The organism is Lentzea sp. NPDC060358 (assembly GCF_042725365.1).
Taxonomy (GTDB): domain Bacteria; phylum Actinomycetota; class Actinomycetes; order Mycobacteriales; family Pseudonocardiaceae; genus Lentzea.
Map to the genome: position 1 here is coordinate 1 of NZ_JBHXCW010000118.1, position 23,552 is coordinate 23,552.

The window sequence follows — 23,552 nt, forward strand, 5'->3', positions numbered from 1 at the left end:
AGTCGTCATCGCGTGGACTTCGCAATTCCGGGAACCCACCCAGGCGTTCGTGCTGTCATGACGAGACGGACCCGCCGGACGGCGGTGCGGTCCTGTTCGGGAGTGCGTGAGCGCAGGGGGTGGCCGTGCAGCCAGTGGACGGCGCGTGGAGTCGGGCGTCGATGCGGTCGATGACCGAGAGCATGCGGGGCTTGAAGAACGCTGCCACGTCGGGCGCGTTCACGGTCAGTCCCGAAGGTGCTCAGGCCTACATCACCGCTGTCCAACGAGCCCTGGACGACGTCATGACCACGGAGCAGGACCTGCGAGAGGTCGTGGAGGAAACCCCGCTCGGCACCAGTCTGGATGGCCAGGCGATGAGCCGGTACAACCAGGAAGGTGCCCTGGGCGGCGCGGGAACCATCGGCATCGTTCCGGCGATCGAGCAGCTGAAAGTTGCTCTCGGCGACGCGCTGGAAGCGATGAAGACGATTCTCCAGACCTACGAGAACGTCGACAGCGATAACGCGACCTCCATCAGAAATTCCACTGAAAGCTATTGGTGATCATGAGTGTGAAGTTGCGCGTCGTCCTTCCGGTTGTCGTTCTCGGATTCGCGCTCACCGGTTGCTCGAGCCACGAGCCCGGAAAAGCGACCGCCGGGGACTCGCCGCCCACGACGTCCGGGAGTGCACCTGCTCCGTCGTCCGGCAGCAGTGGCATCGCCGCTGTCGAACCGTGTTCGTTGTTGAAGTCGGAGGACATGGCGAAGCTCGGCCTGACGCCCGCGGAGAGGGTGGACGCGAACAGCTGTCAGTGGCGTACTCCGGACAGGACGCTCGTGAGGCTGAACACCTATCCCGCGCTGGGTATGAAGGACATCGTGCCCGGACCGCAGTCGGAGCTCTCCGACCTCGAGGTGGGCACGCACAAAGCCAAGCTGATCAAGAAATCGCTCACCAGCACGGCTTGCGCGATGTCCATCGAGCTGACGTCCTCTTCTCGCGTCGACATCAACGCGACGGGGATGAAGCTGGAGGCGACCTGTCCAGCGGTGCAGATCGTCGCCGAGGCGATCGAGCCCAACCTGCCGTAGCTCGGAGGGGGAGTCATGACAGATCCGGACGGGGCGACCGGTCCGCAGAGCGTGCCGCAGCCGGACGGCCAGGCACGGCAGACCACCTACGCGGGGGACCGCGAGGAGCAGAGCCGGGAGCTCCTGGAGCAGGTCGAGACGTACCGTCCGCCGATGAGCAGTGCGGGCACGTACTACCTGGGGTATTCGCACGAGCAGCTCAAAGCCATGGTCACGGACCACATGGACCCCGCCACGGCGGACGCCCAGGGGGCCGCGTTCAACCGGATCGGCAGCACGCTGGCCACCCTGCAAAGAGATCTGCAGAACGCGACCACGGTCGCGGGCGATTCCTGGGACGGCGTGGCGGCGGGCAATGCGCTGGGGTACTTCACCGATGTCGCCGTGTGGTCCGGCAACACGGCTCAGGCCGCGCAGCTCACCGGCAACCAGCTGTCCCAGCAGGGGGCGGCCGCGAGCCTGGCGAAGAACAGCATGCCGGAGCCGGTCCAGTACAGCACCGCGGACGCGTTGAGCGACTTCTTCTCCGCTCCTCCCTGGGCCTTGGTCGACACGATCGACAAGATCCAGGAGAGGTTCGACCAGAAGCAGAAGGCCCACGAGGAAGCCGCCGAGGTCTTGACGGCCATGTCGAGCAGCTTCCAGCAGTTGGGTGCCACGACGCCCGCGTTCGCGCCGCCGCCCACCATGGCGGACAGCAGCGGCTCCACGTCCACGTCTGCTCCGGCGTCCGCCGGTACTGCACCGGCGTCCGCCGGCCCTGCACCGATGTCCACCGGCCTTGCTCCGACGTCCGCCGGCCCTCCCCCGACGTCCGTCAGCCCTCCTCCGACGTGGCCGTCCGCCCCTGCGGGCAGCACTCCGACCGGCGGCTCCACTCCGCCGAGCGGGGTGGGGCAGGGCGGTGACCACGGCTCGACGAACCTGACGCAGGCCGGTTCCGGAGGGTCGTACCCGCCAGGAGGGCGGCCTGGGCCGTCGGGCCAGAGCGGCCTGAACATCCCCCACGGCCTTGGCAGCACGGGGATTCCCGTCGGACCGATCGGTTCGGCGCACCCCGGCCTGGCTGCACCGACCGGCCCCGGTCTCCCCGGTCGCCAGGGTCCTGGTGGTGGCCGTCCGGGCGGCGGCGCTGGTGGCGGCGGCGCCACCGGAGGCGGTGGTCGTGCGGGCGGTGTTCCTGGCGTGCCGGGCGCCTTCGGCGGAGCGACGGCGGCCAAGGCGGGCTTCGTGCCCGGCGGATCCGCCGGGGTCATGGGCACCCAGCAGGGCGGGTTCGGTCCCTCCGGCTCGGGTGCCGCGGGGCGTGGCGGCCCCTCCGGCGCAGGCGGCCCGGTCGGCGGAGCGGGTGGAGGCGCCGGCAGGGGGCAGGGCGAGGAAGACCTGGAGCACAGAGCCCCGTCCTACCTCGTCGAGGCGGACGACGTCTTCGGTGACAGCACGATGGTCGCGCCACCGGTGATCGGTGGGTGACGGTGTACTCGTTCTCGTTGTCGCACGCGGCTGCCGACGTCCTGTGGGAGGACCTCGGGCTCGGTAGCCGCCCGTACCCCTTCGACTTCCCCCGCTTCGGGCAGTCCGACGACGAGCGGCGCAGCATCCGCAACGCGGTCTACCGCGATCTGGGCGACCGGGGTCTGGTGCGCCGGGGCCGAGTCGTGGGAGAGGTCGAGGAAGCGCTGACCTTGCTGGTCCGCTTCGAGTTCGGGGTCAACGCCATCGCGATGGTCGACCCCGGCCGCGACGTGCCGTTGCTCGCCAGAGGCGGGGCGGCCGGCGAACAGGCCGCGCTCGCCGTGCTGGAGGACCGCGTGATGGAGGTCGGCCTGGTCAGCGCGTCGCAGCTCGTCCGGTCCGTCGTGGACCTGGTGCCGGACGAGCGGCCAGGCCCGGGACAGTCGGTGAGCGTGCCGAGGCCGGTCGAGGAGCAGCCGGAGCGCGGGCGGGACGAGGACTTCCAGTCCTCCTACCTGAGCAGCGTTCGCACCTGGTCACCCGCCTCGTCGCAGACCCGCGCGCTGGAAGCGATCTCCCGGCGACCGCGCTCGCGGGTCGGGCAGTTCGGTGTCGTGGCGGGGAACCGCGGCGGGCGGGAACTGCGCGCGCCGCAGATCGCGTGGTTCGACACGGACCAAGGTCGTTACCTGACGCAGAAGAGGAAAGGCGCCGACGGTCGGGACTGGTTGGTCCAGGCCCCAGCCGACAACGCGCGCATCGCCGCGCAACTCGCGAGTGAGCTCAGCGTGCTGAGGGGCTGACGGTTTCGGCCGACGACCACGCCTGCGGCCGGTTGGGCTAAGTTGCTCGGCGTGAGCCCGCAGAGCAAGTCCCGCAAGCGCAAGCAAGGCAAGGCACCCGGCCGCCGGCAGGAGCAGCAGTCCCCCTACGGGGCGTTGCTCGAGTCGGCGGCCGCGCTGCGTTCGGAGTCGTGGCTGCTCGCGGACGCGTGGGCGAGCGAGCTCTACGCCACGCTCTGGCTGGCAGGCTCCGGCACCGCACCGATGGTCGACGCTCTGAAGAAGATGGACGACCCGGCCGCGCTCACCGCGTTGCGCGCGCTGTCCGGTGTGGGCTCGGCCGAGGACCGGACCGCCGCCTTCGCCGCCGCGGAAACCGTTGCGGCGCGCGGGATCGCGGAGCCCTCCTGGTACGTCGCCGGTGCGGCGCTCGAGTTCCGCGACGCGTTCCTCGTCACGAACCTGCTGGGCGACGTCGAGGTCGTCGCGATCACCCAGGACCGCGCGAACGCCTCGGAGACCGTGCTGTTCATGCGCCAGCCGGTGCTCGGCGCCACCGCCATCGAGCTCTTCTCGACGCCGGAGGAGGGCACCGTGGCGCTGCTGGAGGACATGATCGCCTCGACGCCCGAGGCGTTCCGCGACGAGATCACGCCGTTGAGCGCCAGTGACGTCTTCGACCGCGTGTGGCCCGACGTCGAGCAGTTCTGGGAGGACGGGCCCGACGAGGAGGCCGAGGAGGGCCTGATCGGGTCCGAGGACGTGCGGCACCCCGTCCAGCTGATCGCGCTGGCCGACGCGCGGGTCAGCGCGCTGGTGCCGGACGAGTACGAGATCCCCGCCGTCGCCGAGGAGCGGGCGGACGAGGTGGTCGAGGCGTTCCTGGCGTCGCGGCACGGGATCGCCGACACCGGGGCGGCGCGGGCGTTCGCGCGGGTCGTCACCTCCGCCGCCGTGGAGCAGAACCGCGACCCGGTGGTGTACGGGCCGGCGTCGCTCACCGCGGTGCTGATCCTCAACGTGGCCGCGAGGCTGCACGTCTCGGACGCCGATCTGGCGCTGTTCCCGGAGATCGTGCGCGCGTGGGCCTACTTCACCGCGGACGCGCGGAACCTGCCGCACGACGAGGCGCGGGCGGCCTGGGACGACGAACTGCCCACCGTGCTCGCCGAGTTCTCCGAGGCCTACGCCGATCCGGAGCTGGTGGCAGAGCGCGATGGGCAGTTCCGCTGAGCAGGGTTGACTAGAGGTCGTCGTCGCCACCGTAGCCGGGCATCCGGCCGGTGACGACGAAGACCGTGCGCTTGGCGACCGACACGGCGTGGTCGCCGTAGCGCTCGTAGAAGCGGCCGAGCAGCGTCACGTCGACCGCGCTCGGAACGCCGTGCTGCCAGTCCTTGTCCATGATCACCGAGAACAGGTGGCGGTGGATGTCGTCCATCGCGTCGTCCTCTTCCTCGAGGCCGCGGGCGCGGTCGAGGTCCTTGTTGCGGATGATCTCCGCCGCCTCCTGGGCGAGCTTGACCGCGATGCGGCCCATCTCGCTGAAGTACGGCTGGACGTCCTCCGGGATCGCCGACGCCGGGTGGCGGCGGCGCGCGGCCTTCGCCACGTGCAGGGCGAGGTCGCCCATGCGTTCGACGCTCTCGGCGGCGTGGATCACCGCGAGCACGGTGCGCAGGTCGGTCGCGACCGGTGCCTGCAGAGCGAGCAGCGCGTACGACTGCTCCTCGATGCTGGAGCGGACGTCGTCGACCTTCTGGTCGCCGCTGATGACCTGTTCCGCGAGGCCGAGGTCGGCCTGCAACAGGGCAGCGGTCGCGTTCTGCATCGCCTCGGCGACCATGCCGGTCATGTCGGCCAGTCGTTCGGCAAGCTCTTCTAGCTGGTCGTGGTAGGCCTCGCGCATGGCGCTCAGCCTACGTCCCGACCATCGCGGCAGCGACATGCCAGGATGAACCCGAGGTGAACCCCAGGCGAATCACTTCGCCGCGCAGGGGTCCTGTGCCGCGTTCACAATGGACAGATCCTTGCCGGGTTCTCCCTGGTTCTGCGGGGTGCCCTGCTGGTTGCCGCTCTGCGGTGCCACGACCTTGTCGTCGAAGTTCTTGCCGAGCGTCAGCTGGACGGCGCCGCCCATCTCCGGTGCCTCCACCAGTTCCGCGCTGGGCACGGCGGCCTTGAGCGTGGCCGCCTTGTTCTCGTTGCCCTTGGCGTACCTGATGACGGTCTTCGGCGAGTCCGGCGCGTTGCCGCGCGACGCGACCTTGAAGCCCTTCTGCTGCAACGCGTTCGCCGTCCGGTCGGCCGCGCCGCCGTTCGTCGGGTCGCCGTTGAGCACCTGGATCGTGACTTCCTTGGGGTCGCCGACCGTGCCGGGCTGCTGCTGGGCGGGAGGGGTGTTCTCACCGGGCTTGGACTCGGTGGGCTTCTCCTGCGGCAGCGGCGTTCCGTCGATGATCGTCTGGAACAACGCCTTGATGTCGTCGTCCTTGAGGCGCTCGATGTTGTCGTCGTTCGACAGCGTCGGGCCCTCGTCGGTCCAGTGCGGCATCGTCACGAACGACACGCGGCCCGCGTCGATGCTCTGCAACGAGTTCGCGAGCTCCAGCAGCGAGGCGACGTCGATGTTGTCGCCGACCGTCGACTTCGTGAGCGCGTTGATGAAGTTGTTGAGCTTCGTCGGGCTCAGCAGCACCTCGTTCGACAGCGCCTGGCGCAGCATCGCCGACAGGAAACCCTGCTGCCGCTTGATGCGGTCGAAGTCCGTGCCGCTGTCGCCCTTGGCCTGGACCTTGCGGGCGCGGACGTACTGCAGCGCCTGGTCGCCCTTGAGGACGTGCTTGCCGGGCTTGTCGATGACCACGCCGAGCTCTTCGTCGACGATCTTCGTCGGGGTGCAGATCTCCACCCCGCCGATCGCCGTCGACATCTCGCGGAAGCCGATGAAGTCGATGCTGACGAAGTGGTTGATCTTCAGGCCGGTCATCTGGGTCATCATGTTGGCCACGCACTCGGGCCCGCCCTCGGCGTACACCGAGTTCGCCATGACGTCCGCCGCCGGAGCCAGCGGACCGGCGTACTGTCCGTTGTCCGAGTTCCAGGAGCGGCAGGCGGGACGCGCGACGCGCACGTCACGCGGCAGCGACACGACCACCATGCGCTTCCGGTCGGCCGGGATGTGCGCGAGCATGATCACGTCCGACCGCGCACCCTTCTCCTGCGCCTCGGTGCCGACGTTGTCGCTCGCCTTGGCGCCGGCCCTGGTGTCCGATCCGACCAGCAGGAAGTTCTCGTCGCCGAGCTGCTTCTCCGCCTGCTGCACGGCCTGCGAGTTGCCGCCGAGCGCGTCGATCTTCTGGATCTTGGAGTCGGCCCACTGCATCGCGGCCCAGCCGATGCCGGTCGACGCGAACACCGCGGCCGCGGCGGCGACCGCCGAGATCTTGGCGCCGCGCATCAACCTGCGCTGCTTGGGCGTGCGACCGGGCAGCAGCTTCGGCTTGCCCTCGTCGTCGGTCTCGGGCTCGACGGCGACGGGTTCGGCGTACTGGGTCGCCTCCTCGTCCTCCTCCTTGACCCACGGCATGAGCTTGGCGCGCCGCTCCTTGCGCTGGCGCTCCTGCTCGAGCAGCTCGTCGTGCACCGCGGAGAACCGCGCGAGGGTGTGGTCCACCTCGCGGCGCTTCTTCACGTCGTCGCCGATGGCCTCCATCTCGGTGGTGAGGCTCAGCGGGTCCATCTCTTCGCGCTTCTCGACCTTGGCCACGCCCGCCGCCGAGGCGATCTGGGTGGCCTCGGGGCCGGGACCGTCGGCCGGGGGCTCCTCCGGCACGTCGGGGGACCCGAGCCGGTTGGAGATGCCACCGCCACCCGCGCCGGGCATCGGGCGGGGACCGCTCGACTCCGCCCGCGGGGGCATCGGCCGGGGGCCGCTCGACTCGGCGCGCGACGGCATCGGGCTCCGGCCCGTCATGTCCCCGGCCGGGGGCATGGGGCGGCGGCCCGCGGCGTCCGGCCCCTCCGCGGGGGCCTGGGGTCGCGCGATGCTGTTCGAGGACGGCGCTTCGCCCGCCAGCAGGCGCCGCGGTGCGGGACCGTCCTGGGCGGGAGGCCGCGGGAGGCCGGGGTGCGCCGACTCGGGAGCCGGTGGCCTCGGGATGGCGTTCTGGGAGGCCGGGTCGCCGGGTGCCGGCGGGCGCGGGATGGCGCCCGACGACGGCGCGTCGCCGGGGGCGAGCCTGCGCGGCGGGGCACCGCCGGCGTCGGGCCTGCGCACGGTGCCGGTGGGCATGCCCGCCTCGGGTGCGCCGGGCGCGGGACGCCGGGGGATGCCGTTCGCGGACGGGGCGTCGCCGGGCGGCATCCGCCGCGGGTCACCGGGGGCCGGTGGCCTCGGTCCGGCGTTCTTCGCCGCCGGGTCGCCGGGTGCGGGTGGGCGCGGGACGCCGGCCGACGACGGCGCGTCGCCGGGAGGGATCCTGCGCGGCGGTGCGCCGTTCGGGCCCAGCTCGCCGGGCGCGGGACGTCGCCTCGTGCCGGTCGCGTCCGCCTCGGGGCCGGGGCGCCGGGGTGCCGCACCGGGCTGCGGGCGGGGCTGCAGGCCCGTTCCGTCCGGTCGCGGCCGCGGGCCGGTCTGGTCGCCGGGAGGCCGCACACCGCTGTTCGGAGGCCCTGCGGGGGCGTCCGGCACGCGTCGCCTGCCGGTTTGCTCGCCCGCGAAGCCCTGCGGTGCCTGCTGCTCCGGCCGCGGGCGCGTACCCGTCTGCTCACCGGGCCGGTGAGCAGGGGGCGGCTGCTGCCGCGGTGCCTGGGGCTGCTGCGCCGGCGGGTCCGGCAGCGCACGGCGGCCGGTGGCGGGTGGGTCCGGCAGGGCACGCCTGCCTGTCGTGGGAACGTCGGGCGAGCTCGGCGGGACGGGCCGGGGGATGTTCGTCCTGCTGTGCTGCTCGATGAGGTCCGAGACGCTCAGGCCCCCAGAGCCTTCCATCGAGCGACGTCTACGGCCGGTCGGCTGGTCGTGCTGGGGATCCTGATCACCGCGGGAAGAGGGGCCGCCACGTCGGGGGTCGTCGGGCACCCAATCTCCCTTCTGGATCAGAGGCAAAGGTGGATCGTCATTACGAAGTGACGACGACCGGGACACAAGGGTTGCATCACCGGCGTGTCAGTTGCGCCCGCGATACTACGGATGTAGCCGACTTCTGACGACCACTCCGGGTGATACAGCTGCGATCAGTACGCGATTACGCGCAGTCTGCCTGCCCTGAACGGGTGAGCCAGCTCACTCAGTAGTAACCGAGAACACGTGTCTCTTCGATGGCACGCCTGCCCGCGGCAGCGCCTGCCAGGCGAACCCGTCCGTCGGCACGGTACGCCACGGCGTTGCGACCTGACTGCTTGGCCGAGTACAGGAGGCTGTCGGCGCGCAGCAGCTGTTGCTCGGCGCTGACCGCCGGCCGCTCCGGCGCCTCGTCCGCGGGCGGCTCGTACGCGAGGCCCGCGGAGACCGTCACGCGCAGGCTCGGGGCGATCTCCTGCCACGCGTGACGCTCGACACGTTCCCGTGCCGCCTCGGCGACCTCGAGCGCCGTCGCGGCGTCGACCCTGGGCAGCACGAGCACGAACTCCTCGCCGCCGTAGCGGGCGCAGAACGCGTCCTCGGGCAGGTCCTGCTGCAGCAACTCCACGACGCGCTGGAGCACGCGGTCGCCGAGCAGGTGGCCGAAGGTGTCGTTGACCTGCTTGAACCAGTCGAGGTCGATCAGCGCGATGGCGAGCCCGTGCCGGCACGCGCCGTGCTCGGCCAGCATGTCCATGAGCCGCTGGTCGAGGTAGCGGCGGTTGTAGGAGTCGGTGAGGCTGTCGCGCAGGCTCTGCTCGCGGGCCTCGGCGTGCTCCCGGCGCAGCCGGTCGACCTCGCGCCGCAGCTGCTCGGGGACGTGCGGCTGCTCGACCTGGTCGGCGTGGACGAGGTCGAGGGCGGAGCGGAGGTGCTGGTAGGCCTGGCGCCACTGACCGCGGGAGGCGAGCAACGTCGCGATGGACTCGTGCAACCCGACCAGCCCGGGCCCCTGGCGGTCGTGGCCTGCGTCGGCCTGCGCGGGCTCTGTCGTCGTCCTGGGCGGCTGAGCGGTCGTCACGGGGGGCTGCTGGGCGGTTTTGCGGGGTGTTTCGGGTCGCAGAGCGGTCATCGCGGTCACCTCCTCACTTGGCAGGTGTCGTCCCCCAAGAGGCGCCGCTTGAGCTAGAAGGACACGAGCGGGCGGGATTTCCCCCGTCCGGTTGACCGTCGCCTGCTCCGATCCAGTGAGCTTGGAAGATCGACAACCCGTTCAGCCACCGAGGCAGGGCGCGAACCCGTACACCGTGTCGTCCAGCAGCACGACGTGCAGGGACCCGATCTGGTTGCCGATCACCGCACCCTCCTGGCGCAGGGTGATCGTCACCGCCACGACGTAGACGTCACCGCGCGGGTGGGTCTTGTCACCGGGGGGTGCCCAGTCGGCGTCGACCCGAAGCGTGGACCAGGTCGGCTCCACCTTGATGGTGGCCCCGCGCAGGTCGCAGACCTTCTGCCGGAAGTCCGGGTGCTGGGTGTCCTTGAGAAGCTTCGACTGCTGGGTCGCGCCCGCGTCGCCCGCGGAGTTGAGGCGCTCGTAGAACTCCTTGAACTTCGCCCGGTCGCCGTCGCTCAGGGTCGCCGCCTTCGGCGTGCCCGCGACGGGACCGGCACAGCCCGCGAGGAGCGCGAGCGAGGCGAGGAGGAGCGCGACGCGGTCAGCCACCGGAGTGCATCACGTCCGCGCCGGCGGGGACCGTCGCGTCCTCGGGGTCGTCCAGCCACCCCTCCGGGAGCACGACCTTCGCGGCGGACCCCTGCCGCCCGCGCGGCCCCTCGGCGTTCTCGGGGAACGGGGTGTCGTGGTCGAGCTGCCCGACCAGGTCGTCCAGCTCCTGCAGGCTCGACACCATCGCGAACGCCCGCCGCGTGTCGCCGCCGACCGGGAAGCCGTGCCAGTACCAGGCCATGTGCTTGCGCAGGTCGCGCAGCCCCTTGTCCTCGCCGTAGTGGGCCGCGAGCAGCCGTGCGTGCGTGCGCAGGACCTCGGCGACCTCGCCCAGCTTCGGACCCTCGGGGACCGGCTCGCCGCGGAACGCCGCCTGCAGGTCCCGGAAGAGCCACGGCCTGCCGAGGCACCCGCGCCCGACGACCACGCCGTCGCACCCGGTCGCGGCGACCATGTCGAGCGCGTCCTGGGCGCTGAAGATGTCGCCGTTGCCGAGCACCGGAATGCTCGTCACGGCCTCCTTGAGCCGCGCGATCGCCGTCCAGTCGGCCTTGCCCGAGTACCGCTGCGAGGCCGTGCGCGCGTGCAACGCCACGGCCTGCGCGCCCTCGTCCTGCGCGATCCGGCCGGCGTCGAGGTAGGTCAGGTGGTCGTCGTCGATGCCGATGCGGAACTTGACGGTGACCGGCATGTCCCCCGCGTTCCGCACCGCGGCCCGCACGATCTGCCGGAAGAGCTCCCGCTTGTACGGCAGCGCCGCCCCGCCGCCCTTGCGCGTCACCTTGGGCACGGGGCAGCCGAAGTTCATGTCCATGTGGTCGGCGAGGTTCTCGTCCACGATCATCTTCGTGGCCTCGCCGACGTTGCGCGGGTCGACGCCGTAGAGCTGCATCGACCGGGGACTCTCGTCCTCGTCGAACGTGATCATGTGCATGGTCATCGCGTCGCGCTCGACGAGCGCCCGCGCGGTGATCATCTCGCAGACGTAGAGCCCGGCCCCGTACTGACGGCACAGCTGCCGGAACGCCACGTTGGTGATGCCCGCCATGGGCGCCAGCACGACGGGCGGGTCGACGGCGAACGGGCCGATCTTCAGGGTGGGAACGGACACGCCCCCCAGGTTACGGCACTGACCAGCCGTGATCTTCGCCGAGCGCTGCCGCGGCGGCCGGGTTCACGCCGGCTTCGACGAGCGAACGCGTTGCAACTGCGTCAACTCTCCCCGTCGTGACGACGCCCCGGAACGGCCCCCGCCGCCACCGGGTTCCGCATCGCCGCAGCGTCGCACCCGTGCACCCGGTTTCCGCGGTCGCCGTCGAACGCGAACACCCCCGGTGCCCTGATCGGGTGTCGGGGGCTTCTGCCAACATGCCTTCAGGAGGTGGCCTACGCGTGGGGGCGGTTGAACTGATCAGGACCGGGTTCGAGCGGTTCTTCGTCGACGGGCCGGTCGGCAGGCCGACCGGGGGCGGCGAGCAGCAGGTCATCACGGTGCAGCAGGCCGGTGAGCTGGCGCTGCCGACGGGCAGGCTCGTCGCGGCCGACCCGTTCGTGCTGTGGCCGGAGGACGCCGAGGCGTTCACCGAGGAGGTCCCTCCCGGCACGTACCCGGTGTCGGTCTCGCTGGTCTCGTGGATCGACGGCGACGGCTTCCCCGACGTGCGCCAGGGCTACCGCGTCGCGGCCGCCAGGGTGACGGTGCGGGACGAGCCCGCCTACTCGTGGAGACCGGCCGTGGTGCCGGGCGAGCACGTGCCGATGCTGCCCGTGATGCCGGAGTTCGGCTACGACGTGAAGTCGAGCACCGGCGCGTTCTTCGACCTCTCGGCCGCCGACGCGCTCGACCGCCTGGCGAGCGACGACGAGGTGGGCAACTGCGACCTGATCGACGCGCTCGGCGCGGTGGGCGGCGGCCGCGGCCCCGCCAACGTCACCGACCCGAGGTCGGGCCTGAACGTCGTGGCGTTCTCGACGGGCTGGGGCGACGGCGTCTACCCGACCTGGGTGGGCCGCAACACCGCTGGTGACGCGGTCGCGTTCGTCACGGACTTCTTCGTCGTCAACCGGGGTTAGAAAGCGTCCGAACGGCCCGTTTCACCCCGCTGCCGCCGGGTACGCGGGGGCCGTGAGCGAAGCCGAGGAATCCCACCAACGCAGACTCGCCCGCAACGTCAACGAGCTGCTGCAGGAACTGCGCGTGGCCCAGGCGGGCGTGCAGATCCTCTTCGGCTTCCTGCTCTCCATCGCGTTCACCGAGAAGTACACCTCGACCAGCGGCTACGTCCGGGTCACGCACCTGGTCACGGTCCTGTGCGCGGCCATCGCCGTCGCCTTCCTCACCGCTCCCGCCGCCTGGCACCGAGTCCTGTTCCGCCAGGGCCGCCGCGAGGACGTTGTCCGCTTCGGCAACGCGTTCGCCCTGGCCGGCCTCGCGTTCCTGGCGCTGGCGATGACCGGCACCGTCCTCATGCTGGCCGAGGTGATCCTCGGGCTGTGGCCGTCCGTCGTGGTCGGCGTCGTGGCGTTCGTCGTCTTCGCCGGCCTGTGGTTCGCGCTGCCGTTCGCCTCATCCCAGCGTGCTCAGCAGCGCGAGTGCCGCTAACCCCAGCGCCACCGGCACCGCCACCAGCACGGTCCGCCTGGTGGGCCGCGGCTGCTCGCCGATCACCCGGACTCCCAGCGGCACCAGCGCGACGCACAGTCCGACGGTGCCGACGACCGACAGGACCTCGGTGCCCTTCAGCACCCCGAGCGGCAGCAGCCCCGTCGTCGCCAGCGCGACCGCGCGCACCTTCCCGAGCACGCCGCCGACGTGGCTCGCGATCGCCAGCGCGAACCAGCCGAACGTGATCGTGAACGACAGGAAGCTGAACAGGTGCAGGTCCCCGTACCCGCTCGCGACCAGGTCCGTGGCCCGTTCGACGCCGAGGTGCCGCGTCGCCACGAACGCCGCGTGGTCCACACCGGCGTGGAACGTCCGCTCGAACAGCCCGACCGTCACCAGCACCCCGGCCCAGTTCGCCCACCGCGGCGCGCGCACCCCGATCCGTTGCACGAGGTGGGCGACCGCGGCCCACATGACGACGTTGCCCGCCAGGAACACCGTGTAGGCGGCCTTCACCAGCGCCGGGTGCTCGGCCACCGCCCGCAGCTGGTCGGGGAAGAAGAAGTGGAACGGCGACCGCAGCACCGTTCCCACCAGCAACAGCACCGGCCCGGCCACCAGGGCCGCGCCACCCACCCACGCGTTCGGGAATCTCATGCCCGCCAACGCTTCCACCCCCCGCCCGCCACCGGATCGGCCCGCGGTCGCAACTCCGCCCCGGCTCCCGGCCCAAGATTTTCCCGGCTGGGTGTCGATCCGCCGCTCCCCGGTTCGACGTCTGGTCAGAGGGACGAGGTCCGCCGACGGCGGAATTCAGGTGAGGACGGGACGGCGATGAGGAACACTTCGGACGCACCGATGAGTTCTGTCAGAGCTGCCGGTCTCCACCGGTGTCACGATGAAGGTCGCCGCCGCCTGCCTCGGCCGCGAGACGACCGCGCCAGCGACCAAGTGAGGGCCTGACATGCCTGCTGCGATCCAAGAACGACCGACCGCCGAAGCGGGCCGAACACCCCTGGTGGTGCGCCTGCTGGTGCTGGCGACGTTCGTCGTGATCCTCAACGAGACGCTGATGATCAACGCGATCCCGCGCCTCATGGAGTCGATGCACGTCACCGAGCAGGCAGCGCAGTGGGTCTCCACCGCCTTCATGCTCACCATGGCCGCGGTGATCCCCGTCACGGGCTGGTTCCTGCAGCGGGTCACCACCCGCCAGGGCTACACGATCGCGATGGGCGTCTTCCTGGCCGGCACGGCCCTGTGCGCAGTGGCGCCGACGTTCACCGTCCTGCTGCTGGGCCGCATCGTCCAAGCCGCCGGCACCGCGGTGATGATGCCGCTGCTGATGACCACCCTGATGACCGTCGTGCCGCACCAGGACCGCGGCCGCGTGATGGGCAACGTGACCCTGGCGATCTCCGTCGCCCCGGCCCTCGGCCCGGCCATCTCCGGCCTGATCCTGCAACTGGGCTCGTGGCGCCTGCTGTTCGTCGCGGTCCTGCCCATCGCGGGCGCCGTGACCCACTTCGGCCTCCGCCAGCTGACCAACATCGGCGAACCGAAGGTCAGCACCATCGACTGGGCCAGCGCCGCCATGGCGACGCTCGGCTTCGGCGGCCTGGTCTACGGCCTGAGCCTGTTCGGCGAAGGAGAGCTGGGCCCGGCCATCGGCATCGTGGTCGCGGGCGCCGCCACCATCAGCTTCTTCGTGCTCCGCCAGCTGAAGCTGCAGCGCACCGACTCCCCGCTGATGGACCTCCGCACCCTGAAGCACCGCACGTTCGCCCTGTCCCTGGCCCTGATGTGCATCGCCTTCCTGGCCATGATGGGCTCGATGATCCTGCTCCCCCTGTACCTGCAGAACCTGCGAGGCCTGACCCCGTTGCAGACGGGCCTGCTCCTGATGCCGGGCGGCCTGGCCATGGGCCTGCTGGGCCCGACCGTAGGCCGCCTGTACGACCGCGTGGGCAGCCGCCCGCTGATCGTCCCGGGCTCGATCGGCATCGTCCTCTCGCTGGCGGGCTTCACCCAGGTGTCGATGTCGATGCCGTACTGGCAGGTCCTGGCCCTGCACGCCCTGCTGATGATCAGCCTGGCCGCCACGTTCACCCCGATCTTCACCCTGGGCATGGGCGACCTGCCGTCGTCGCTGTACCCGCACGGCAGCTCGATCCTCGGCACCTTGCAGCAGGTGGCAGCAGCCGTCGGCACCGCTCTGGTGGTGACGGTGATGTCCGCGCGCACAACGTCGCTCGTGGGTGACGGCGTGGCCGTGGCTTCGGCGCAGTTGAGCGGGATGAGGGTGGCGTTCGTGGTGGCCGCCGTGCTGGCGGTGGCGACGATCGTGGTGGCGGTGCTGCTGCCCAGCCGGACCAGCGGGTCCGTTGAGGGCGCGCATCACTGAGTTGGCTTTGGAAGCGAAAACCCCAGGTCTTCGACCTGGGGTTTTCGTGTTGGGTGGGCCTACCGCTCCAGCAGTCGAACCGCGATGTGCTGGTCAACGGGCCTGAGATCACGATCCGCCCAGTCGGTACCCGACGTCGGGCTACGGGCGGTTCCCGATGACCAATACGAGAGAGCCTTCGGCGGGGAGGGACCGCGCGCTGTGGGTGCAGTGCGTCTGCACAGCATTGGTCGCTTTGGGGGCGGCATACGTCTCGTACCGGCATGGGCGCGAGTTCGCGCTGCGGTTCGGCGCGGACGAGGTGACGGCCGCGATCTGGCCGTTGATTGTGGATGGGCTGTTGATCACGGCCACCGTCGAGCTGTGGAAGACGTCAGGTGACGGCCGCTGTGCCGAGGGCCGCTGGGCGGCCTGGACGTCATTCGCGTTCGGCATCTGCCTCTCGCTCTGCGCGAACGTGGCAGCGGCTCCAGAGCTGAGCGTGTTCGCCATCGCGATCGCGTCGTGTCCGCCGCTGGCGCTGCTGCTGGCCGTGGAGCTGCTGAACCGCGCGCTTAAGCGACACCGTGCCGAGGCTACGTGCGAGACCGCCATCGAGACGGACGAGACGGCAACGGGAGACGCGGAGACCGGGCGGGTGGTGCGTCTCGCTGTCGTCTCAGATGACGCTCGGTCGCTGAACGAGCCGACCGCGGAGCAGCGGATGTGGGCGTACTACGTGACCGAGCGCTCGAAGGGACGCATCCCGACCGGTGCGGAGTTGGACCGGATCGCGGGTACCAACAACTATGGCCGTCGGGTGCTCCGGCGGTGGATACGAGCCGGGCAACTGCCAACGGGAACGATCGGCAGCCCCAGGAGTTCAGTGCCGTAGAAGTCCGGTCAGGCCACGTCCGCGGCGATCTGTCTCGTAATCCGGTGGAGCAACGGCGGGAGGAAGGTCACGTTCCGTTCAGCCAGCGACGGTAGGCGGCGATCCACTCCGCTCCCTCAGGCGGAGGCGTCGGCAGTGGCAGGTCGAGGATCGCGATGCGCTGTTTGGCCCGGCCGCGCGTGCAGATGGCTGTGATCTGTTCGTCGTCGGTCAGGTCGACGCCCGTCACGGTCACGTCCACGCCCAGCACCACGGTCTGGAATGGCACGGCGAGGTTGTCCTCGAGCACGGTGTAAAAGCCGGTGATGCACTCACTGTCGTTGTAACAGTCGACGGTCGCCTCAGCGACCAGGGCATCCAGCGCTTCTCGCTTCGATCGACTCAACCAGACCGCCTCCCCGTCAATCGCTTCCTGGAAGCGAACTCACCTATCCCAGCGCATAGGCCCGGTGCCGTGCGGCTGACCCTTCCAGAGGCATGCGATCACCGCGTGCTCGGGTCGAGGCCGAGCCGCTGACGTTCGGCCGCGATGATCCGCTGCTCAGCGGGAACCGCCTCGTCTCGTGTCACGTCGACAGTCTGGTGCAACGAGCTGTCGACCGCACGAGCGTCAGCTTCCTTGGCCGCGCTCTTGCGGGCGTACTCGTCGAACAACTGCTGCTTCTCCTCGATGATCTCGCGCATGCGCTCGTCGACGGAGTTCTTGGCCAGCAGCCGATGCACGTGCACCTTTCTGGTCTGCCCCATGCGGTGAGCACGGGCGATCGCCTGCACCTCAGTACTGGGTTTCCACTGCGGCTCGGCAATGATCACCACCGAGGCCGCCTGCACGTTGAGCCCCACACCACCTGCCTCGATCTGGCTCAGTAGTACAGCGTGACCATCGATCCGGGAGAACTCGTCAACCATCTCCTGCCGCTTGGCCGCTGCCACCGACCCGGTCAGCACACCCGCCGTGTTGCCGGCGAGCGCTTGCTGCACCGCCTCCAAGACACCGCGGAAGTAGGAGAAGACAATGACCTTCCACCCGTTGTCCTTCGACTCCTCGATGATTTCGAGCAACCGCACCATCTTCGCCGAGTCACGGTGGTTCGGCGTGGCGTAGGCAGCCTGCCGCATCGCCATGAAGTTCCGTTCGACCGCCACCCGGTAGACGCGTTCGTCGGCGTCGGACAGCTGGACCCAGTCCTCCATCTCCAGGCACTCCGGCAGCTCCTGCAGCACGTCCTCCTGGTTGCGCCGCAGGTACACCGGCGCCACAGCCCGCCTGAACGTCGTCGCGCTCGCCATCCGCCCGAACCGGTCCAACGACGAGGCGATGCCCGGCCGCAGATGGTCGACGAGCGACTGGAACTCCTCGACCCGGTTTTCCATCGGCGTTCCAGTCAGGAACAGGGCCCGCTCGGCATCGGTAGCCAGCGTGGCAACGGCCTGGGAGCGTTGCGCTTCCTTGTTCTTGATGTAGTGCGCTTCGTCGACGATCAACAGCTGGATTCCGTGCTCGTCGGGGAGCGGCAACTTGGAGACGGTGCCGAATGTCGTGACCGCGACCCCGCCCTGGCGCAACCACACTCGCGTTGCACTGCCGCGGTCCGCGCCGTGCAACGCATGCGCGGTCAGCGTCGTGTGTTTGCGGATCTCGTTCGTCCAGTTGATCAGCACGCTGGCCGGGCAGACGACCAGGAACCGTGTCCGACCGTTCGCCGCGAGATGAGCGGCGGTCGCGAGCGCCTGGATCGTCTTGCCCAGGCCCATCTCGTCGCCGATGATCGTCCGTTCTTGCAGGATCGCGTACTGCGCGCCGAAGACCTGGTAACCCCGCAGCGTGGTCTTGAGCCGGTCGGTGTTGAGCGGCACCGCCTGGATCTTCTTGACCAGTTCGGCCGGCGCGTAGCCGTGCGACGCGTCGTCGTCGGCCGCGCGGATTGCGCCTGGAATCGTGGCCAGCAGTGCGTTGATGCCCGCTGCGTCGCGTTCGTACTCGCGCCACACCTCGGCGGCCGGGCGATTGCCCGACTGCGCGAGGTGCAGCACAGCGCTCGCGCGCTGATGCAGTTCAACCGCGCTGCTGCCGGTAAGGAGCTGTTCCAGTCGTGCAAGGGCGGTAAGAGCTGCAGAGCGCGCGGTCTTACCGGAGAAGAGCATCTTCGCCCGCGAGCCGGTCGGCAACGCGGCGGCAGAGAGACCATGCAAGTGCGGTCGGACGTTGGTGGCCAACGCATGCAGCGCGGTGGCGGCGACTCGCGTGTCACGCCACGCCAAGAGCAACCCCAGCAGGTGGGTCTCGCCCCGCCCAGGCCGATCGGGGTCGAACCGAACGGACACCTCGCCCCGCACCTGGGTGGCCAGCTGCCAAGCTGCTTGGTGGATTTCCTGGGCTGACGACGGGCCGATGCCCGGCACGGTCTGCAGTACCGACGCCGGCACCGCCACCACATCGGCCACCGTGTGAAAGTGCTTCTCCAGCTCCCCGAACCGGACGCCCTTGCGGACGGCCTCCCGCAGTTTCGACGCGGGAAGCTGACGGAGGTTGTTGGTGGTCTGCTGATTCAACAACTCGCCGACGCGATGTCGAACCGCTTGTTCCACATTGGCCGGCGCCGCGGCAGCGCGATCGGCCAAGTCCATCAGGGTCCGTGCGTGCTCCAGCATCTGGCGAGCGGCGCCACCGACCTTGCGCTTGGCGGCGACGAGGTCAACATCGTCTCCCATTTCTCCCCCTCCGCGACGCACGCGCCGTCGAGAAAAAGCATCGACCATTCGTTACGCAGTGTTACAACGCATGTGCCGCAGCCCTCCATCACCGACGAACGGGCTGCGGCACAGCAGATCAGGCGACTTTCATCCAGGCGGACTACGCGGCCGAGCTGCCGATCTCGCCCGTCCAGTGCGTGCGTGAAATGGGAGCGATCTCCACCCGGACGCCCATGCCCTGAAGGGCGGTGACCGCGTGCAGCAGCGACACCTTGGCGAAGGCGAACAGGGACTTCGACGTCAGCGGGATCCCGTCCTTGAGCAGGATGGCGTAGACGAGGGTCGGGGAGCTGAACGCCGGGTCCAGCGAGTGGTCAGGTGCCAGGTTGCTGAGCTTGGTGAGGAACTTCCCCCGAGCCTCGCGGTCGTAGCGCAGGGTCTCGATGGCGACCCGACCCTGCGCGAAGAGGTGATTGAGCGCCGCCGTCTTGTCCGCCTTTTTGACGCAGACGAACTGCCCGTCCGGCCCGAGCACGTCGCCGAGTTCAAGTCCGCCACCGCGAAGGCGCTTCGTGCGGACGGTGTCCTTGTCGAGCAGCACGTAGCCGTCCTGCCCGGCGATCTGCTTGTTGTACCAACCTTCATCGTGACCCTCGGCCTTCGTCCACGGCGGCAGGGCGACGCTGACGGGCTGGGTCAGGAGTTCGGCGATCCGCTGCTCGATGATCGTGAGGTAGTTGGCGCCGATCTCGTACCACCGGCCCTGCCAGTAGAAGTGGTGGACGACGTCGTCGGACACCTCAGCGGTGAGCCAGTGGTCGGCGGGCACCTTGCGGCTCAGGCGGTCGGCGCCGTCCGTGTCGGCGAACATTTCGATACGCCCCTCGCGAAGGGCCTGCAAGCGGCTGCCGTCCGTCCGATCCCGGACGGCAGCGACGAGGTCGTCTACGTCCAGTTCGGTCACCTGGCGGACGTTCCCGGCGAGCGAGACCTTGAACGACTCGGCGAACTCGTACCGGTCACGGCACTCGCTGGGCACGGCGAGCCCGATGCGGCTCTGGCTGGCCTCGCCGAGCATGGCGTCCAGGCACACGTCCAGGCGCTGTGCCCTCTCGGACTTCGGGTCGAGCGGACGTACCTGGGCGATGAACTCGAACTCCGGCAACGGGTTCGGGCGTGCGCACACCTCCTCGACCTGCCGGATGTCGTGCAGCAGCGACGCGGGCGTACTGCCGAGGTGGATCTTGATCGAACGGTCGGTCCCGGTGACGTGCGCGGTCCGCTTGCCGTCCCTGGTGAAGGTGAGCGGGACGCCGCTGATCTTCCCCGAGATCTGGCTGACGATCTCGCCGAACTGCTCGATGCCGAAGCCCCTGATGTGTTCCCCGCCGGTCGCGGAGTTCTCGTCCGTGCGGCCGCGGGCATCCATGAGCTGGCGCCGGACCTTGGTGACGCACTCCTCGCTCAGACACCGGATGGCGAAGTCGATGCCGAACCCCGGATCGATGCGCGCCGGGTCGATCATCAAATGGCCCATACCGTAAGTAAGGCCGTAGGTGGCCTCGTCGGTCTGCACGACGAGCAGGCCGAGAGCCGTCTGGTTCGCCTCGGTCACCGTATGGCCGGACAGAACGCCCAGCACTTCGCACCAGTCCGCGGGGCCGGGAGCGATGGTGCCGGAGACGAGCAGACCGCAGAGTCCGTCCTCGTCGACTTCGTGGGTGGTGAATCCGGCGCGGTCGAGATAGCGCGCCAACACGAACGCTCGGAGATCCTCCTCGACCGTCTGTCCGGTGCTTCGCAGCCGGTAGAGCGAGGTCTTTCGGGTGGACGGGAACTTGGACGTGGTCAGGTTCGGTTCGGTCATCTCGATCCTCGGGGTACGGGCGAACATCGGAGCCGTGAGACCGCGCTCGGGCCGTGTGCCTCACGAGTGCCCGCAACCGTAGGGCAAGTTGTGAACACGGGCAACCATGTTCACAACTTGTGAACGTGTGCTGGTGTGTTCACAGAGACCTCTCTGTGGGTGTACGGTCACGTGAGTGATCACCGCCCAAGACGACGTGCTGACAGCCGCCGCGATCGCCCGGCTGGCGGGCGTCGGACGCGCCGCCGTGTCCAATTGGCGGGCCCGCTACCAGGACTTTCCCGAGCCGATCAGTGAAACCGGCAAGAGCTCGCTGTTCTCGCGAGCCGAGGTCGAGGCCTGGCTGTTGGCGACAGGGAAGGCGGATCAGCTCGCAATGGCGGGCCGGACCGCGACTGGCACCCAGGCGCTCGATCGCGCAGCGGCGGCACGCATTCGTGATGCCGGGATCGCGGATCTGTCTCCGGCCCAGCTGCTCGCCAGGGTGATGGTGTCGCTGATCCCGGAGTGGGAGGACCAAGCCGAGTCCGCACCGCCGACCCTGCTCGACCCATGCTGCCGCGACGGCGGCATGCTGATGGCCGCCGCGGACAGGTTCGGGAGCCGAGTTCACCTCGCCGGTCAGGACGTCAGCGAGTCAGCCGCCGCCGAGGCCGCGCTCAATCTGCGCGCACATCCCCAGAACCTCTCGTACGAGCCTATCCGCGTCGGCGACTCCCTGCTGGACAACCAACTCGGCGAGCACCTGGGAACCGCGGCGGCCGTGGTGTGCCAGCCGCCGCTCGACGCACCGCGGTGGCCGGCGGATGAGTTGTCCGACGACCCCCGCTGGGTTTTCGGCGTTCCGGAATCCCGGGACAGCGAACTGGCGTGGGTGCAGCACTGCTACGCGCACTTGCGGCGTAGAGGGATCGCGGTAGTCGCGATGTCCCCGAGAGCAGCCGTCCAACCGTCCGGACAGCCAATCCGCGCGGCGCTCGTGAAGTCAGGTGTGCTGCGCGACGTGATCGCGCTACCGAAAGCGCTGAGCCCGCTCCCCGATGCGGGAGTGCATCTTTGGGTTCTGCAAAGGCTACGCGGCACGCCCTCGACCGCGGTACGCATGATCGACCTGTCCGAAGTGAATCCGGCGGACGTGCCGCAGGACCCGGACGCCTGGAAACCGCTGTTGAGCACCCCCGATGCGGCGATCACACAAGCGGTCCCGCGTCGCGACCTGCTCGACGCCGGTTGTGAGCTGTTGCCTTCTCAGCACGTGACCGTCCGGTCCGAGGTCGCGGCCAACGACCTTGCGCGCGTTACCGACCGCTTGCAGGCGCTCTACGCGCAGGCGGCTCAAGCACTCCCGCGGTACCCCACCGGCTGCGCCTCTGCCTTGAACACCTCGGTGACGCTGGCCGAACTGGAGCGCAGCGGCGCCCTGACGATCCGTTCGAGGGACACCACTCCACGCCGAGGCGACCTGCTGGTGCGGACCTTGGGGCGGCCACCTGTCGTCGCCACCGGCACATCCACCGACGACTCGGGAGTAGCTCAGGTAGTCGAGTTGGATGCAAACCGCCTGGACCCGCACTTCGTCGCCGTGTTCCTGCGCGCCGACGCAGCCGCGCTCCCCATCGCCAACACACTTGGCGCACTAAGCCGCGACGACCTCCGCCGCTGCCGCATCCCGCGCCTGCCCCTGGCCGAACAGCGGCGATACGGTAACGCCTTCCGCCACCTGGCCGAACTGGACACCATGTTCGACGCACTGGCGAAGGTGAGCGCGAGCGTGATCGCCCAAACCATGCACAGCCTGACCACCGGCGCACTGACACCAGACGCCCCGCAGACCACGAACACCGACGACACCGCCATGATCGAAAGTGAGACGAGCCAGCCGTGACTTCTGGACCCACGCACGCCAAGATGGCAAACGACATCTGGTCGGTAGCCGATCTGCTGCGAGGCGACTACAAACGCCACGAGTACGGCCAGGTGATCCTGCCTTTCACCCTGATGCGCCGCCTCGACGCGGTCATGGCCCCCACGCGCGACGCTGTCCGCGAGCGCGATGCGGCACTTGACATGCAGAACAAGCAGCGACCGCTGGAGATCGCCGCGAAGTTGCCGTTCTACAACACGTCCAAACAGGACTTCAGCACGATTGCCGCCGACGCCTCCAACGTGGTTAAGAACCTCCGCGACTACCGCGACGGCTTCAGCGCGAATGTCAAGGAGATCCTCGCCCGCTTCGACCTGGACACCGAGATCGCCAAGCTGGCGAACGCGAAGATCCTCTACCAGGTCGTCGGCAAGTTCGCCGCCATACGCGACCTCGACAAGCTCACCAACCACGACATGGGCTACGTCTTCGAGCACCTGATCCGCAAGTTCGCCGAGGACTCCAACGAGACCGCCGGTGAGCACTTCACCCCACGTGAAGTCATCGAGCTCATGGTCAACCTGCTGATAGCGCCCGATGCGGACACGGTCGCGGGACCAGGCCAGGTCATCAACATCCTCGACCCGGCGTGCGGCACGGGCGGCATGCTCACTGCTGCCGAGGACCGCATCAAGTCGATCAACCCCAAGACCGAGGTGTACCTGTTCGGCCAGGAGCTCAACGCCGAGTCGTGGGCCGTCTGCCAGTCGGACATGCTCATGAGCAACCATCGCGGCACCATCCACTTCGGCAACTCGTTCAGCGACGACGGCTTTGGGAACCGCAAGTTCGACTACATGCTGGCCAACCCGCCCTTCGGCGTGGAGTGGAAGAAGGTCAAGGACTTCGTCGAGGACGAGTCGAAACTCGGGCACGCCGGCCGCTTCGGCGCAGGCCTGCCAAGGATCAACGACGGCTCGTTCCTGTTCTTGCAGCACATGATCTCGAAGATGGAACCGGTCGAGGGCAAGGGCGCCCGTCTGGCGATCGTCTTCAACGGTTCGCCGCTGTTCACCGGAGCGGCCGAGTCCGGTGAGTCGAAGATCCGCCAGTGGATCCTGGAAAATGATCTCCTGGAGGG

20 protein-coding genes are annotated in these 23,552 nt (G+C 69.4%); 11 read left to right on the plus strand and 9 right to left on the minus strand.

Annotation, left to right across the window (positions count from 1 at the left end):
• Positions 1-170: 170 nt before the first annotated feature.
• From ACFWGZ_RS23675 to ACFWGZ_RS23695, 5 genes are read left to right on the plus strand one after another with little or no spacing between them, the layout of a single operon-like run.
• Entirely contained in the window at positions 171-545 is a 375-nt protein-coding gene (locus ACFWGZ_RS23675) for a hypothetical protein (protein WP_382453744.1), read from the plus strand.
• Positions 546-547: 2 nt separating this feature from the next.
• Entirely contained in the window at positions 548-1,075 is a 528-nt protein-coding gene (locus ACFWGZ_RS23680) for a DUF3558 family protein (RefSeq protein ID WP_382453745.1), read from the plus strand.
• Positions 1,076-1,090: 15 nt separating this feature from the next.
• Complete coding sequence (locus ACFWGZ_RS23685; RefSeq protein ID WP_382453746.1) at positions 1,091-2,548, plus strand: hypothetical protein; 1,458 nt, start codon at positions 1,091-1,093, stop codon at positions 2,546-2,548.
• Positions 2,545-3,333: an ESX secretion-associated protein EspG gene (locus ACFWGZ_RS23690; RefSeq protein ID WP_382453747.1), complete on the plus strand. Its 789-nt coding sequence runs from the start codon at positions 2,545-2,547 to the stop codon at positions 3,331-3,333. The genes ACFWGZ_RS23685 and ACFWGZ_RS23690 overlap by 4 nt, the downstream gene beginning before the upstream one ends.
• A 51-nt stretch (positions 3,334-3,384) precedes the next feature.
• Positions 3,385-4,545, plus strand: a complete 1,161-nt coding sequence (locus ACFWGZ_RS23695; protein ID WP_382453748.1) for a hypothetical protein — start codon at positions 3,385-3,387, stop codon at positions 4,543-4,545.
• Between the two features lie 10 nt (positions 4,546-4,555).
• On the opposite strand, the gene phoU is transcribed toward ACFWGZ_RS23695, so the two are convergent.
• The 5 genes from phoU to dusB all read right to left on the minus strand — a co-directional run bounded on the left by phoU (position 4,556) and on the right by dusB (position 11,214).
• Positions 4,556-5,221: a phosphate signaling complex protein PhoU gene (gene phoU / locus ACFWGZ_RS23700; protein WP_382453749.1), complete on the minus strand. Its 666-nt coding sequence runs from the start codon at positions 5,219-5,221 to the stop codon at positions 4,556-4,558.
• A gap of 72 nt (positions 5,222-5,293) precedes the next feature.
• On the minus strand, positions 5,294-8,302 hold the full coding sequence (locus ACFWGZ_RS23705) for an LCP family protein (protein ID WP_382453750.1): 3,009 nt from the start codon (positions 8,300-8,302) through the stop codon (positions 5,294-5,296).
• A 298-nt stretch (positions 8,303-8,600) separates the two neighbouring features.
• On the minus strand, positions 8,601-9,506 hold the full coding sequence (locus ACFWGZ_RS23710; RefSeq protein ID WP_382453751.1) for a GGDEF domain-containing protein: 906 nt from the start codon (positions 9,504-9,506) through the stop codon (positions 8,601-8,603).
• A gap of 141 nt (positions 9,507-9,647) precedes the next feature.
• Positions 9,648-10,100, minus strand: a complete 453-nt coding sequence (locus ACFWGZ_RS23715) for a hypothetical protein (RefSeq protein ID WP_382453752.1) — start codon at positions 10,098-10,100, stop codon at positions 9,648-9,650.
• The gene (gene dusB / locus ACFWGZ_RS23720; RefSeq protein ID WP_382453753.1) at positions 10,093-11,214 is read right to left on the minus strand and encodes a tRNA dihydrouridine synthase DusB; all 1,122 of its coding nucleotides are present in this window, start codon (positions 11,212-11,214) and stop codon (positions 10,093-10,095) included. The genes ACFWGZ_RS23715 and dusB overlap by 8 nt, the downstream gene beginning before the upstream one ends.
• Before the next feature lie 281 nt (positions 11,215-11,495).
• Between dusB and ACFWGZ_RS23725 the strand changes: the two genes are divergently transcribed.
• Positions 11,496-12,176, plus strand: coding sequence for a DUF4241 domain-containing protein (locus ACFWGZ_RS23725; RefSeq protein WP_382453754.1), 681 nt, complete (start codon positions 11,496-11,498; stop codon positions 12,174-12,176).
• A gap of 52 nt (positions 12,177-12,228) precedes the next feature.
• Positions 12,229-12,705 (plus strand): DUF6328 family protein, encoded by a 477-nt coding sequence (locus ACFWGZ_RS23730; RefSeq protein WP_382453755.1) that lies wholly within the window; start codon positions 12,229-12,231, stop codon positions 12,703-12,705.
• Here ACFWGZ_RS23730 and ACFWGZ_RS23735 read toward each other — a convergent pair.
• A complete protein-coding gene (locus ACFWGZ_RS23735) occupies positions 12,670-13,365 on the minus strand; it encodes a hypothetical protein (RefSeq protein WP_382453756.1) in 696 nt (231 codons plus the stop codon). The two genes, ACFWGZ_RS23730 and ACFWGZ_RS23735, sit on opposite strands and share 36 nt — an antisense overlap.
• A gap of 307 nt (positions 13,366-13,672) precedes the next feature.
• Here ACFWGZ_RS23735 and ACFWGZ_RS23740 point away from each other — a divergent pair, with 307 nt between their 5' ends.
• Positions 13,673-15,112: an MDR family MFS transporter gene (locus ACFWGZ_RS23740; protein ID WP_382453757.1), complete on the plus strand. Its 1,440-nt coding sequence runs from the start codon at positions 13,673-13,675 to the stop codon at positions 15,110-15,112.
• A 157-nt stretch (positions 15,113-15,269) separates the two neighbouring features.
• Entirely contained in the window at positions 15,270-15,986 is a 717-nt protein-coding gene (locus tag ACFWGZ_RS23745) for a DUF2637 domain-containing protein (RefSeq protein WP_382453758.1), read from the plus strand.
• Positions 15,987-16,053: 67 nt separating this feature from the next.
• On the opposite strand, the gene ACFWGZ_RS23750 is transcribed toward ACFWGZ_RS23745, so the two are convergent.
• The 3 genes from ACFWGZ_RS23750 to ACFWGZ_RS23760 form a co-directional block, all read right to left on the minus strand.
• Entirely contained in the window at positions 16,054-16,371 is a 318-nt protein-coding gene (locus ACFWGZ_RS23750) for a calcium-binding protein (protein ID WP_382453759.1), read from the minus strand.
• A gap of 98 nt (positions 16,372-16,469) precedes the next feature.
• Positions 16,470-18,698, minus strand: a complete 2,229-nt coding sequence (locus tag ACFWGZ_RS23755; RefSeq protein WP_382453760.1) for a DEAD/DEAH box helicase — start codon at positions 18,696-18,698, stop codon at positions 16,470-16,472.
• 142 nt (positions 18,699-18,840) lie between these two features.
• The gene (locus ACFWGZ_RS23760; RefSeq protein WP_382453761.1) at positions 18,841-20,547 is read right to left on the minus strand and encodes a DUF6119 family protein; all 1,707 of its coding nucleotides are present in this window, start codon (positions 20,545-20,547) and stop codon (positions 18,841-18,843) included.
• Between the two features lie 175 nt (positions 20,548-20,722).
• Between ACFWGZ_RS23760 and ACFWGZ_RS23765 the strand changes: the two genes are divergently transcribed.
• Positions 20,723-22,432 (plus strand): N-6 DNA methylase, encoded by a 1,710-nt coding sequence (locus ACFWGZ_RS23765; protein ID WP_382453762.1) that lies wholly within the window; start codon positions 20,723-20,725, stop codon positions 22,430-22,432.
• A gap of 23 nt (positions 22,433-22,455) precedes the next feature.
• On the plus strand, positions 22,456-23,552 hold a 1,097-nt coding region (locus ACFWGZ_RS23770), incomplete at its 3' end, for an N-6 DNA methylase (RefSeq protein ID WP_382453763.1).

What these genes read in the sequence shown, in the direction of transcription:
- phoU (WP_382453749.1), bottom strand. Translation starts at nt 5,221, where the DNA reads ATGCGCGAGGCCTACCACGACCAGCTAGAAGAGCTTGCCGAACGACTG.
- ACFWGZ_RS23685 (WP_382453746.1), top strand. Translation starts at nt 1,091, where the DNA reads ATGACAGATCCGGACGGGGCGACCGGTCCGCAGAGCGTGCCGCAGCCG.
- ACFWGZ_RS23755 (WP_382453760.1), bottom strand. Translation starts at nt 18,698, where the DNA reads ATGGGAGACGATGTTGACCTCGTCGCCGCCAAGCGCAAGGTCGGTGGC.
- ACFWGZ_RS23740 (WP_382453757.1), top strand. Translation starts at nt 13,673, where the DNA reads ATGCCTGCTGCGATCCAAGAACGACCGACCGCCGAAGCGGGCCGAACA.
- ACFWGZ_RS23735 (WP_382453756.1), bottom strand. Translation starts at nt 13,365, where the DNA reads ATGAGATTCCCGAACGCGTGGGTGGGTGGCGCGGCCCTGGTGGCCGGG.
- ACFWGZ_RS23710 (WP_382453751.1), bottom strand. Translation starts at nt 9,506, where the DNA reads ATGACCGCTCTGCGACCCGAAACACCCCGCAAAACCGCCCAGCAGCCC.
- ACFWGZ_RS23760 (WP_382453761.1), bottom strand. Translation starts at nt 20,547, where the DNA reads ATGACCGAACCGAACCTGACCACGTCCAAGTTCCCGTCCACCCGAAAG.
- ACFWGZ_RS23680 (WP_382453745.1), top strand. Translation starts at nt 548, where the DNA reads ATGAGTGTGAAGTTGCGCGTCGTCCTTCCGGTTGTCGTTCTCGGATTC.
- ACFWGZ_RS23705 (WP_382453750.1), bottom strand. Translation starts at nt 8,302, where the DNA reads ATGGAAGGCTCTGGGGGCCTGAGCGTCTCGGACCTCATCGAGCAGCAC.
- ACFWGZ_RS23675 (WP_382453744.1), top strand. Translation starts at nt 171, where the DNA reads ATGACCGAGAGCATGCGGGGCTTGAAGAACGCTGCCACGTCGGGCGCG.
- ACFWGZ_RS23745 (WP_382453758.1), top strand. Translation starts at nt 15,270, where the DNA reads ATGACCAATACGAGAGAGCCTTCGGCGGGGAGGGACCGCGCGCTGTGG.